The organism is Staphylococcus sp. KUGN1, assembly GCF_045984185.1.
GTDB classification, from domain to species: domain Bacteria; phylum Bacillota; class Bacilli; order Staphylococcales; family Staphylococcaceae; genus Staphylococcus; species Staphylococcus warneri_A.
This window is the reverse complement of record NZ_JBJQIL010000006.1, coordinates 46,245-59,557: the sequence shown is the minus strand read 5'-3', so window position 1 is coordinate 59,557 and position 13,313 is coordinate 46,245. Positions and strand designations below refer to the sequence as shown.

Sequence of the window (13,313 nt, the reverse complement as noted above, 5' to 3'; positions counted from 1 at the left end):
ATCTTATACTAAAATACAAGTTTGAATAGTGAGAAAATTGTGTAAATATAAATAAATGTAATGACATTTAAATCTAAATCCGATAGAATAAGTAATAATTAAATGATAGATGTGGTCATTATAGTGCGTTTGTAGAATGGGAGCTAGGTAATATGAGTGAGAAACAAGATATTTTATATTATATTGAAAATAATAAATATGATTATGTAGAGATGAGTCACCGAATACATGAAAGACCAGAGCTTGGTAATGAAGAAATCTTCGCTTCAAGAACATTGATCGATAGTTTGAAAGCGAATGGATTTGAAATCGAAACAGATATTGTTGGACATGCTACAGGATTTATAGCTAGATATGAATCGAATAAAGAAGGTCCAGCTATTGGCTTTTTAGCAGAATATGATTCCTTACCGGGACTAGGTCATGCATGTGGACATAATATTATCGGTACGGCAAGCACGTTAGGTGGCATTGCTTTAAAACAAGTCATTGACGATATCGGCGGTTCAGTTGTGGTACTCGGATGTCCTGCAGAAGAAGGCGGAGAAAATGGAAGTGCTAAAGCATCTTATGTAAAAGCAGGTATTATTGATGAAATAGATATTGCATTAATGGTACATCCAGGCAATGAAACATACAAAACGATAAATACATTAGCGGTTGATGTATTAGATGTTAAATTTTATGGGAAAAGTGCACATGCTTCTGAGAATGCGGATGAAGCTAGAAACGCATTAGATGCTATGATTTCATATTTTAATGGTGTAGCGCAACTAAGACAACACATTAAAAAGAGTCAACGTGTCCATGGTGTCATATTAGATGGTGGTAAAGCAGCCAATATTATACCTGATTTTACACATGCTCGGTTTTACACAAGAGCCACGTCAAGAAAAGAATTAGATGTTTTAACAGAAAAAGTAAAACAAATTGCAAGGGGTGCCGCAATTCAAACAGGTTGTGATTATGAATTTGGTCCAATTCAAAATGGTGTCAATGAGTTAATCAAATCACCAAAATTGGACGATTTATTCGAAAAATATGCCATTGAAATGGGTGAAGCAGTCATTGATGATGACTTCGGTTATGGTTCAACTGATACAGGTAATGTTAGTCATGTTGTACCTACAATTCATCCGCACATTAAAATTGGATCAAGAAATTTAGTAGGGCACACACACCGGTTTAGAGAAGCAGCAGCTAGTTTACAAGGTGATCAAGCACTCATCAAAGGCGCAAAAATTATGGCCTTAATGGGATTAGAAATAATTAAAAATCAAACATTATTCGATGAAATAGTTGAAGAACATCATCATATGAAAGGACATGTGAAATCATGAGTGAAAACGTATATAGTCCCAAATTAACATTAAGCGATTTATATAATGATGATGTTGTTTATACATCTAGGCCTTCATATATATCTAATCCATGGTTAAAGCCTGATGAACATCAATCTAATTTTTTAACTGGCCGAGAGTTATTAATTGCCAATCAGTTTCCAGTTATTGTACATGAAGCGAGTGTAACTTCTAAATTAGAGACCCTATTTAAAGAGGTGGGTAAACAAATCCCGCCTCATATTTATCAGTTTAGAGATCAACAAACTTATGAATCTTTAATAAAAAAATTGGCATATGAAAATAATAAAAAATTATACTTCCAATATATTCATGACGACGATGTATTAGAGAAGTCATACTATGCATTAAATAAAGATGTGTTTGTTGCGCTTAACAATAAAGCAAGAATCCCAGAATGGACGAATGGTAAATATCTTCCAAAGAGAGAGATTGTACCTATTGAGTCTTTCAAAGATGCGATACAGAATTGGCAATATCCTTTTGTCATTAAGCCGGGGGATGATTTACCAACTGCTGGAGGATATGGTGTGATGATTTGTTACAATGATCATGATCTAGCCGAAGCTCAAAAACGTATTGAAGAAGCAACAGAAGCAACTGATCAATTAATTATTGAACAAAAAATTGAAGCCGTACAAAACTATTGCGTTCAATTTGCTTATTCCGAAGACATTGGTATTCAATACTTAGGTACCGCGCGACAATTAACAAATGATTATGGTTTCTATAACGGTAATGAAAATGTAGAAGATGTGCCACAACATGTCATAGATGCAGGTCGTGAAATTATGTCAATTGGTGTAGGGTTAGGTTTCTTTGGTGTTGCTGGATTTGATTTATTGTTAGATGAACATCATGACGTATACGCCATTGATTTAAACTTTAGACAAAATGGTTCAACGAGTATGCTACTATTATCTGATGAATTAACAAACGGATATCATAAATTCTACAGTTATTTCTCAGATGGAGATAATGACCATTTCTTCAATGCCATCTTAAAATATGTGAAAAAAGGTGTTCTATATCCTTTATCATATTATGATGGTGATTGGTATGGTAAGAATAAAGTAGGTTCTAGATTTGGATGTATATGGCATGGCAAAGACAAAGCATCGATTCAACAATTGGAGAAAGCATTTTTAGAAGAATTAAAAAATTAAATGATATTGTAATAACTCTTAAAATTTAAGTGATAAGCTTAATTTTTAAGATTTTTTTTAAGGAATAATGAAAAAAGTGAGTGTTAGGTATACGATTCTTATCGTATTGACTAACATTAATGAGTATTTTAATATTTTAAGTAAGGAATAAAAGAATATCTATGAATCGAGGGTGTAAAATGTCTTACAAAGAGGAATCGTTTTTCAAAGAAATGTTAATAAATGAATATATTTATTTTGCTTCAAAAAATAAAAAAATAGTACGTTTAATGAAAAATGAACAGTCCTATGTAGCTGTATGGACAGATGCAGACACTGCGAAGCAATATTTAAATGATAACGAAATCAATTATGATAAATTAATACAATTAGATTTAGATCGCTTTGTCGCATATGACTTAGATGAATTATTTGATGAAACGGATAAAGTAATGATTGATACGACAAACGATAATACAGGTAAACTTGTCAATATATATGATGTCACTCGAGAATTGATGTCAGAATTAGATAAAATTAGAGTGAAAGAATTTGTTAGAGATGTAGCGAAATATGATCATGTGTATGGACTAACTAATAAGAACGAAAAAAACTTTATTTTAATAGATGATGGAAGAGAAGATAAACCACAAATTATGCCAGTTTGGAGCTTAAAGAAAAGAGCTCAAAAAGTTCAAGAGGAAGACTTTGAAGAATGTGATTTAATTGAAATTGAGACCAGTGTGTTTGGTGAGTGGTTAGATAAATTACGTGATGACGATAAAGGTGTTGGAATAGATTTAAAACCAGGTGTCATCGGAACAATAGTATCAGCACAAAAATTATCTAACGAAACAACATTTTAATATTTAAAAGGGAGGTTGAGACATACAGTTTTTGTCTCGACCTCCCTTTTAGTTTAATGATTGTCATTCAGATGTATCGCACCTATTGCACCAGAAAAGGCGCCATGTTCAATGTAAAATGGATTGAATCCTCTTAATACAGTATAATCTTCGATTACTTTACGTAATAACGGATTATTGTTAAATGATGAACCGATGTAAACAACATTATCAGTTTGATGCTCATGAGCAACTGTAATAGACATCGTTGTAATAACTTCTCCCACAACACCCACAACAGAGGCTAATTTATTCTCTAATGAAAAGTCTTCATTCATATGATGTAAAACATTACCAAAGTTTGCGGCTGTTAAATCACCAGGAATAGGGGGTTCACAATCTTTATAAATATGTTTGACTTTTAAATCAATCGTATCTCTATCACCTTTTTGGGCCAAATCTGTTAATTGTTTATAATCTGAAATTTGGCTTAATAAATAACCAAGACCTTGAATCATACCGCCACCAGTACCTATACCTCCAACACGTTGTTGTTGTTGACCATCAAAATAATGAAGTGAAGTACCTGTACCTACATTGGCAAAAATATATTGATTAATATCATGACCTTGTTCTTTAAGTAAAATACCTAGTCCTTTTGAAGCAGCATCAAATTCAACAAAATTTTGAGTTGGTTTTGATAGTTGCTCAGCTATAATACTTGCTTGACCACCAGTCAAACTTAAACTCTCGAATTCAATTTGGTTTAACCACTGAATCACTTTATCAATATTAATGGTTAGTTCGGTGTGATATTTACGTTTATTTTCGAATTCTTGAACGATTTTAATTAAAGTTCCACCAGCATCGATTCCTATTTTCATTTCCACATTCACCTCAAATCAAAAATCCATCACCCATAATAGTATAATAAATTAAGCGAAATACAAGAGTTTATTTTATTTAAAAAATGAACTCATAAAACAATGCAATTAAATTACAATTCTAAAATAGGACTTTGTATACATTTTATTTGGTAGATATTTTAAATTATATGAGAATTCGTATTACAATAGGGTAAAGTAATATATAATAAGTGAGTAATTAAAGATAAGGGGATTAACTTATGAATATAAAAAAGCAATTTGAAGATATAACGATTCAAGTCTTTGAAGAAAAATATCGTACGGATATATTAAATTTTGAACTAAGTGAGAGACAGCAAATCTATTCTTCATTACCTAAAACAGTTTTAGAAGAAGCACTTAATGATGACAATCGTGTTGCTAATATTGCGAAGAATAAAGATGGAGAAGTTGTGGGGTTCTTTGTATTACATCAATATTATCAACATGAAGGGTATGATACGCCTGAAAATGTCGTTTATGTACGATCATTGTCAGTTAATGAACGATACCAAGGACATGGTTATGGTACTAAAATGATGATGTATTTACCTCAATATGTACAAGCATTGTTCCCGGACTTTAATCATCTATTTTTAGTTGTTGATGCTGAGAATCAAGCAGCTTGGAACGTGTATGAACGTGCAGGTTTTATGCATACAGCTACTAAAGAAGAAGGACCAATTGGTAAAGAAAGATTGTATTATTTAGATTTAGATTCTAAACATGTGTCTTCCTTGAAACTCGTTGAGAACGAATCTTCAGAAGAAGCTAATATTCATTTAATTAACTTACTCAAGGATGGAGAAAAAGTAGGTTTTATTGGTATTGAACAGATTGATGATAGAATGCGTATTTCTGGAATTGAAGTTAATAAAACGCATCGAAATGAAGGTATAGCTGAAAGTGCATTAAGACAATTACCAACTTATATACGTAAGAACTTTGATAATATTAAGGTGTTATCTATTACTTTGTATGGAGAAAATAACGAATTAAGTCCACTGTGTATTAATAGTAACTTTGTTGAAGTAGAACAAGCAGAGGATTACATTCTATTTGAAAAATATATAAATTATTAACAGAGATTGCGTAAACGCCCATTGTCATTTATAATTTATTTTTGTTACTATTAATTAACGAAATTTGACCTACTAGTTTAAGATAAAAATCCTTTGAAAGGAAGTATTTTATAATGAAAATTAAAGATTACACTAAAGAAATGGTAGATGAAAAATCATTTATCGATATGGCTTACACACTTCTAAATGAAAAAGGCGAAACAATGAATTTATACGATATTATTGATGAATTCAAAGCCTTAGGTAATTATGAATACGATGAAATTGAAAATCGTGTTGTTCAATTCTATACAGATTTAAATACTGATGGTCGCTTTTTAAATATCGGTGAAAACCAATGGGGAATTCGCGATTGGTATTCTGTAGATGATATTGAAGAAAAAATTGCACCAACTATTCAAAAATTTGATATTCTTGATGACGATGACGAAGAGGATAAAAACCTTAAATTATTAGGTGAAGATGAAGCGGATGACGATGATGATATTCCAGCAGTTACCGATGATCAAGAAACATTAAATGATCCTGAAGATGAACAAGTCGAAGATGAAATTAATGAAACTGATATCGTTATCGACGAAGAAGATGAAGATGAAGATGATGACTTTGATGATGAAGAAGAGGAAGAAGAATATCAAAGCTAAATTTCTAATTGACTTTTAGTTTAAAAATGATAGAATTTTATTTGGGCTCCTTTAAATAGGACACGTGTATAAATGTTATACGCTCCCCTTACAAATATGTGAGAGGGAGCGTTTTTTTATTTTAATAAAATAAGATTCCAATGTAATGTTTAATGTTGTAGAATGAATATTATTTCAAAGTAACTATCAAATACACTGTGACATGTAAATAGAAAAGTATATGTGAATGTATTAAACACATTGTTCCTTTCAAATTAAATACATACTTAATTTATAGTAAATGCTTTTGATTTTAAGCAAATAATATGCAAACTCTAATAAAATTCAGGAGGTCAAATCATGACAAAGTTTATATTTGTAACAGGTGGCGTAGTTTCATCATTAGGTAAAGGGATTACTGCTGCTTCTTTAGGAAGATTATTAAAAGATAGAGGTCTTGAAGTTACGATTCAAAAATTTGATCCGTATTTAAATGTCGATCCAGGAACAATGAGTCCTTATCAACATGGTGAAGTTTTTGTAACTGATGATGGGGCTGAAACGGATTTAGATTTAGGACACTATGAACGTTTTATCGATATCAATTTAAATAAGTATTCAAACGTAACTGCAGGTAAAGTATACTCACACGTCTTGAAAAAAGAGCGTCGTGGTGATTATTTAGGTGGAACAGTACAAGTTATTCCACACATCACTAATGAAATTAAAGAGCGCTTGTTATTAGCTGGTGAAAGTACTAATGCTGATGTTGTTATTACTGAAATTGGTGGTACAACAGGGGATATTGAGTCTTTACCATTCTTAGAAGCAATTCGACAAATTAGAAGTGACTTAGGTAGAGAAAATGTAATGTATGTTCACTGTACACTATTACCATATATCAAAGCAGCAGGCGAAATGAAAACTAAACCAACACAACATAGCGTTAAAGAATTACGTGGATTAGGTATCCAACCAGACCTAATTGTTGTTCGTACTGAATATGAAATGACACAAGATTTAAAAGATAAAATCGCATTATTCTGTGATATTAATAAAGAAAGTGTTATCGAATGTCGCGATGCTGACTCATTATATGAAATCCCACTACAATTAAGTAAACAAGAAATAGACGACATAGTAATCAAACGACTACAATTAAACGCTAAATATGAAACACAATTAGATGAATGGCAACATTTACTAGACACTGTCAATAGTTTAGATGGCAAAATTACAATTGGTTTAGTTGGTAAATATGTAAGCCTACAAGATGCATATTTATCTGTGGTAGAATCACTTAAACATGCAGGTTATCCATTCAAAAAAGATGTTGTAGTTAAATGGATAGATTCAAGTTTAGTAACGGATGAAAATGTTGCAAGTTACCTTTCTGATGTAGATGGTATTCTAGTGCCGGGTGGATTTGGTTTCCGTGCCAGCGAAGGTAAAATTTCAGCCATTAAATATGCGCGCGAAAATAATGTGCCATACTTTGGTATTTGTTTAGGCATGCAACTCGCTACAGTAGAATTTGCACGTAATGTCTTAGGATTAGAAGGTGCACATTCAGCTGAATTAGATCCTAGTACACCACATCCAATTATTGACTTATTACCTGAACAAAAAGATATTGAAGATTTAGGTGGTACTTTAAGATTAGGATTATATCCTTGTACAATTAAAGAAGGTACTTTAGCACATTCTATTTATAATGAAAATAATATTGAAGAAAGACATCGTCATAGATATGAATTCAACAATGATTATAGAGAGCAATTAGAAGCTAATGGAATGGTATTCTCTGGAACAAGTCCAGATGGAAGATTAATTGAAATGGTAGAGATTCCAGAAAAAGATTTCTTTATTGCATGTCAATTCCATCCAGAATTTTTATCTAGACCAAATAGACCACAACCCATTTTTAAAGCTTTTGTTGAAGCAGCTTTAAAACATCAACAACAATAATATTAATAAAGCCTATGGATATGAATTAGTTCATACCCATAGGCTTTGTTATTTTATAATTCTAAATCACGTGTCATTTCAACCATTTGAGTATAAATATCATAATAGATATAGTTAAAAGCAATAGGGTGAGGTTGTACAATCTTATCGTAATCTTCAGTGTATACGATAGGTCTTGGCGTTGATAGATTGATAAAATGCATTAAATGTTCAGGAAAATCATCTCGTTTAGGGTGATTACATACAAGAACAAAGTCGATATCAGTCTCTATTAGTTTATTTACGTCACGTTCGACGTCTTCATTGTATGTAGGTGAAAATAAAAATACGCGGTCTGTTGTATCTAATTCTTCAAAGCTGTTTAAATCTGTTAAAGGTAAGCTTGATTTTAACTTTTCATGACTATGTAGGATGAATTCTTCATAAAATTTCAAATCGTCATATCCTTTAATATAAACATGGCCTTCGCCACCAATGGCTTGTATTAAACATTGTGCCCCCATTTGTACATCTAAAGCTTGTTTTTCAATTCTATCGAAGATACCTATTAATTGCGTATTGAGTATTTTTGACATATTCTACCTCCATTCTATTCATTAAAATATTGTAAATAAAGCCATAATTGATTGCAATGATTATAACTAATTATAATTGGATACGTTTTCAAATCGAGTAGTGGTAAGGATTGTGAAAATTGTAAATTTTAAATCATCTATTCGAATGCATTTAAGTTGTAATTTTGTTATAATGAGTTTGAAAAAATACGTGCTCAAGCACTCAAGGAGGAACTATAATGCCTTTAGTTTCAATGAAAGAAATGTTAATCGATGCAAAAGAAAATGGTTATGCGGTTGGTCAATACAACTTAAATAACTTAGAATTTACACAAGCTATTTTAGAAGCTTCACAAGAAGAGAATGCACCAGTTATTTTAGGTGTTTCTGAAGGAGCTGCTCGTTACATGAGCGGATTCTATACAGTAGTTAAAATGGTTGAAGGTTTAATGCATGACTTAAACATTACAATACCAGTAGCTATCCACTTAGACCATGGTTCAAGCTTTGAAAAATGTAAAGAAGCAATTGATTCTGGATTCACTTCAGTAATGATTGACGCTTCTCACAGTCCTTTTGAAGAAAATGTTGAAATCACTTCTAAAGTGGTTGAATATGCTCACGAAAGAGGCGTTTCAGTAGAAGCTGAGTTAGGTACAGTTGGTGGTCAAGAAGACGATGTAGTAGCTGACGGTGTCATCTATGCAGATCCTAAGGAATGTCAAGAACTAGTTGAAAAAACTGGTATCGATACATTAGCACCTGCATTAGGTTCAGTACATGGTCCTTACAAAGGTGAACCAAAATTAGGTTTCAAAGAAATGGAAGAAATTGGTGCTTCAACTGGTTTACCATTAGTATTACATGGTGGTACTGGTATCCCAACTAAAGACATCCAAAAAGCAATTCCTTATGGTACTGCTAAAATTAATGTTAACACTGAAAACCAAATTGCTTCAGCTAAAGCTGTTCGCGATGTATTAAACAAAGATTCTGAAGTTTACGATCCACGTAAATATTTAGGACCTGCTCGTGAAGCAATTAAAGCAACAGTTAAAGGTAAAATTAAAGAATTCGGTACTTCTAACCGTGCTAAATAATTAAATATCTTTTAATAAGCCATTAAACCTAGGTTTAATGGCTTATTTTTATGCTATAATGATTACGAAATTTATAAAATTGCATAAGTTTTAAGCATACTAAATAAAAATATAGTATTGTTGGCATATGAAAATCAGAACAATTTAATGCGGAGGAAACAAACTTTAAATTCGTAACTTTTGATGAACATGATATAACATAATGTTGAACCAACTATGTATTCATGAACTATTTTACAAACAAAGTAAAATTATTTTATAATGCTAATAATGTAAATTTTTAACAAATGAAGGAAACAAAGGAGAAAAAGATATGGCTCAAGAGGTAATCAAAATTAGAGGTGGAAAGACACTTAAAGGAGAAGTGAATATTAGTGGTGCTAAAAATAGTGCTGTAGCAATCATTCCTGCTACTTTATTAGCCCATGGACAAGTGAATTTAGATGGGTTACCACAAATCTCTGATGTAGAAACACTTGTTAGCTTATTAGAAGATTTAAATATTAAAACAAAATTAGACGGTACTAAATTAGATGTTTATACAACTGAAATTGAAAATGCACCATTACCCAATAATAAAGTTGAATCTTTAAGAGCCTCATATTATATGATGGGAGCAATGCTAGGAAGATTTAAAAAGTGTGTCATTGGGCTTCCAGGTGGTTGCCCATTAGGGCCACGTCCAATCGATCAACATATTAAAGGTTTTAAGGCATTAGGTGCAGAAATCGATGAATCTAGTGACACGTCAATGAAAATTGAAGCTAAACAATTAAAAGGAGCTAATATCTTTTTAGATATGGTGAGTGTTGGTGCTACAATTAATATTATGTTAGCTGCGGTACATGCAGAAGGACAAACTGTTATTGAAAATGCAGCAAAAGAACCTGAAGTTGTAGATGTGGCTAATTTTTTAATTAGTATGGGAGCACAAATTAAAGGTGCCGGTACAACGACAATTAAAATTAATGGCGTAGATACATTACACGGTACAGAGTATCAAGTTATACCTGACCGTATTGAAGCAGGCTCATACATGTGTATGGCGGCAGCTGCGGGAGAAGAAGTTGTCATTAATAATATAGTGCCAAGACATGTTGAAGCATTGACAGCTAAATTAAAAGAATTAGGTGTCGATATCGAATTAAACGATGAAAAAGCTATTATTAGAAAGAGCGAACCGTATCATAGTGTTGATATTAAAACACTGGTATATCCAGGATTTGCAACAGACCTACAACAACCGATTACACCATTATTATTTATGGCAAATGGTCCATCATTTGTTACAGATACAATTTATCCTGAAAGATTCAAGCATGTTGAAGAACTACAACAAATGGGTGCTAACATTAATAAAGATAATGGCACAGCAACGATTAAACCATCCACTCTTAATGGGGCTGAAGTTTATGCGAGTGATTTAAGAGCAGGTGCATGCTTGATAGTAGCTGGTTTAATCGCGGAAGGCGTTACAACTATATACAACGTTAAACACATTTATCGTGGGTATACTCAAATTGTTGAACATTTAAAAGCGCTCGGTGCAGAAATTTGGACTGAAACAGTTTAAAAAATGTGGTATAATAAATATACTTAAAATTATAAGCACAGATTTTAGTGCATTAGTATTAAGATATATGAGTGAGAGGTGAGATTTATGGAAGTATGTCCTTATTTAGAAGAAACTTTTAAAATATTAGGACGCAGTTGGAACGGTTTAATCATCAACTATTTATCTAGATGCGAAGACCAATCTGCACATTTTTCCGATTTGAAAAGAGACTTGAAAACAATCACGCCTCGTGCACTAAGTATTAAACTGACTGAATTAGGAGACTGGGGATTAGTTGAAAAAAGAATCGTTTCCACTAGTCCAGTAACCATTATTTATGAATTGACAGAAAAAGGTAGTTCATTAGCTGACGCTTTAAAACCAATTGAAGAATGGGCACAAAATAATATTAATCTAGAATCAGAAGCAGAACCTGTAAAATAATTCAGACAGTTGTACTTAGAATTGTTTAATTTCTAGATTACGACAACATCCTTATGATTAATTTTAATAAGAAGATGTATTGTAAGAGTGAGGCAATCATGTATTGCTTCGCTCTTTTTCTATGCCATTTTACAGATTGAGTGAATTCGATTGTTATTTCATAAATTTTAAATTTTAAAATGATTAAGTGCAATTGAATCAATGAGCAGATATGTTTAACTTTGTAACAAAATGGTTAGAATAGTTGTATAACAAATCTAAGGAGTGAAGTTTGATGAGACATTTCACTAAACAATATATTAATGGTGAATGGGTTGATAGTGCTAGTGGAGAAACAATAGAAGTAATTAACCCTGCAACTGAAGAGGTCATTGGTTCAGTGGCTAAAGGTAATGAAGAAGATGTTAATAAAGCAGTTGAAGCTGCAGATAATGTATATTTAGATTTCCGTCATAGTACGGTTGAATATAGAAGAGATTTACTAGATAAAATCGTTAAAGAATATGAAAATAGAAAAGAAGATATTGTACAAGCGATTACTGATGAACTTGGTGCGCCGTTATCAGTTTCTGAAAAAGTACATTATCAAATGGGACTTAATCATTTTACTGCAGCGAGAGATGCATTAGACAGTTTTGAATTTGAAGAACAACGTGGTGATGATTTAGTTGTGAAAGAAGCTATCGGCGTAGCAGGTTTAGTTACACCTTGGAATTTCCCAACTAATCAAACATCACTTAAATTAGCTGCAGCATTTGCAGCAGGAAGCGCTGTTGTCTTAAAACCATCAGAAGAAACACCGTTCGCTGCTGTTATCTTAGCTGAAATTTTTGATAAAGTAGGCGTGCCTAAAGGCGTATTTAACCTTGTTAATGGTGACGGTGAAGGTGTAGGTAATCCGTTAAGTGAACATCCTAAAGTTAGAATGATGTCATTTACAGGCTCAGGTCCTACTGGTTCAAAAATTATGGAAAAAGCAGCTAAAGACTTCAAAAAAGTATCATTAGAACTTGGTGGTAAGTCACCTTATATCGTTTTAGATGATGTTGATATTGAAGAAGCGGCTAAAGCGACAACAGGTAAAGTTGTTAATAATACAGGACAAGTATGTACTGCAGGTACACGTGTATTAGTACCAAATAGTATTAAAGAAGACTTCTTAAAAGCTGTGAAAGCACAATTTAGTTCAGTCAAAGTCGGTGATCCTAGAGAAGAAGGTACACAAGTTGGACCGATTATTAGTAAAAAACAATTTGACCAAGTTCAATCATATATTGATAAAGGTATTGAAGAAGGTGCAGAATTATTTTACGGAGGTCCTGGTAAACCTGAAGGTTTAGAAAAAGGATATTTTGCTCGTCCTACTATTTTCATTAACGTTGATAATCATATGACTATTGCTCAAGAAGAAATTTTTGGTCCTGTTATGTCAGTGATCACTTATAATGATGTAGACGAAGCAATTAAAATAGCGAATGATACGAAATATGGTCTAGCTGGTTATGTTATTGGTAATGATAAAGACACATTACACAAAGTGGCACGTTCTATTGAAGCAGGAACAGTTGAAATTAATGAAGCTGGACGTAAACCAGATTTACCATTTGGTGGATATAAACAATCTGGATTAGGTCGTGAATGGGGCGACTACGGAATTGAAGAATTCTTAGAAGTAAAATCAATTGCAGGTTATTTCAAATAATTAAAAAATATTATGAATCAAATTTTTGT

General features: G+C 32.3%; 12 protein-coding genes. 10 read left to right on the top strand and 2 right to left on the bottom strand.

Features of this window, described 5'->3' with window-relative positions:
• Positions 1-152: 152 nt before the first annotated feature.
• The 3 genes from ACJQQZ_RS11460 (at position 153) to ACJQQZ_RS11450 (ending at position 3,372) form a co-directional block, all read left to right on the top strand.
• Positions 153-1,340: a M20 family metallopeptidase gene (locus ACJQQZ_RS11460; RefSeq protein ID WP_145506750.1), complete on the top strand. Its 1,188-nt coding sequence runs from the start codon at positions 153-155 to the stop codon at positions 1,338-1,340.
• Entirely contained in the window at positions 1,337-2,527 is a 1,191-nt protein-coding gene (gene ldmS, locus ACJQQZ_RS11455; protein WP_124227727.1) for an L-aspartate--L-methionine ligase LdmS, read from the top strand. Before ACJQQZ_RS11460 ends, ldmS begins: the two co-directional genes overlap by 4 nt.
• A gap of 179 nt (positions 2,528-2,706) precedes the next feature.
• Positions 2,707-3,372, top strand: a complete 666-nt coding sequence (locus ACJQQZ_RS11450; RefSeq protein ID WP_107532703.1) for a DUF2750 domain-containing protein — start codon at positions 2,707-2,709, stop codon at positions 3,370-3,372.
• Between the two features lie 53 nt (positions 3,373-3,425).
• Here ACJQQZ_RS11450 and coaW read toward each other — a convergent pair whose 3' ends face one another.
• The gene (gene coaW, locus ACJQQZ_RS11445) at positions 3,426-4,235 is read right to left on the bottom strand and encodes a type II pantothenate kinase (protein ID WP_002451679.1); all 810 of its coding nucleotides are present in this window, start codon (positions 4,233-4,235) and stop codon (positions 3,426-3,428) included.
• Positions 4,236-4,477: 242 nt separating this feature from the next.
• On the opposite strand from coaW, the gene ACJQQZ_RS11440 reads away from it, so the two are divergent.
• From ACJQQZ_RS11440 to pyrG, 3 genes are all read left to right on the top strand, one after another.
• On the top strand, positions 4,478-5,338 hold the full coding sequence (locus tag ACJQQZ_RS11440; RefSeq protein ID WP_002451678.1) for a GNAT family N-acetyltransferase: 861 nt from the start codon (positions 4,478-4,480) through the stop codon (positions 5,336-5,338).
• A gap of 113 nt (positions 5,339-5,451) precedes the next feature.
• Positions 5,452-5,982 carry a DNA-directed RNA polymerase subunit delta gene (gene rpoE / locus ACJQQZ_RS11435; protein ID WP_002451677.1) on the top strand — a complete coding sequence of 177 codons (531 nt, stop codon included), beginning with the start codon at positions 5,452-5,454 and terminating at the stop codon, positions 5,980-5,982.
• Between the two features lie 339 nt (positions 5,983-6,321).
• Positions 6,322-7,929, top strand: coding sequence for a CTP synthase (gene pyrG, locus ACJQQZ_RS11430; protein WP_408023158.1), 1,608 nt, complete (start codon positions 6,322-6,324; stop codon positions 7,927-7,929).
• A 53-nt stretch (positions 7,930-7,982) separates the two neighbouring features.
• Here the strand turns inward: pyrG and ACJQQZ_RS11425 are convergent, their stop codons facing one another.
• Entirely contained in the window at positions 7,983-8,504 is a 522-nt protein-coding gene (locus ACJQQZ_RS11425; protein WP_002451675.1) for a DUF2529 domain-containing protein, read from the bottom strand.
• A 218-nt stretch (positions 8,505-8,722) separates the two neighbouring features.
• Here ACJQQZ_RS11425 and fdaB point away from each other — a divergent pair, with 218 nt between their 5' ends.
• The 4 genes from fdaB (at position 8,723) to ACJQQZ_RS11405 (ending at position 13,284) form a co-directional block, all read left to right on the top strand.
• Positions 8,723-9,583 (top strand): class IIb fructose-bisphosphate aldolase FdaB, encoded by an 861-nt coding sequence (gene fdaB / locus ACJQQZ_RS11420; RefSeq protein WP_145506747.1) that lies wholly within the window; start codon positions 8,723-8,725, stop codon positions 9,581-9,583.
• Positions 9,584-9,896: 313 nt separating this feature from the next.
• A complete protein-coding gene (locus ACJQQZ_RS11415) occupies positions 9,897-11,156 on the top strand; it encodes a UDP-N-acetylglucosamine 1-carboxyvinyltransferase (protein WP_124227726.1) in 1,260 nt (419 codons plus the stop codon).
• Positions 11,157-11,243: 87 nt separating this feature from the next.
• Positions 11,244-11,582, top strand: a complete 339-nt coding sequence (locus tag ACJQQZ_RS11410; protein WP_002451672.1) for a winged helix-turn-helix transcriptional regulator — start codon at positions 11,244-11,246, stop codon at positions 11,580-11,582.
• Between the two features lie 274 nt (positions 11,583-11,856).
• Positions 11,857-13,284: an aldehyde dehydrogenase family protein gene (locus tag ACJQQZ_RS11405; protein WP_002451671.1), complete on the top strand. Its 1,428-nt coding sequence runs from the start codon at positions 11,857-11,859 to the stop codon at positions 13,282-13,284.
• Positions 13,285-13,313: the final 29 nt, after the last annotated feature.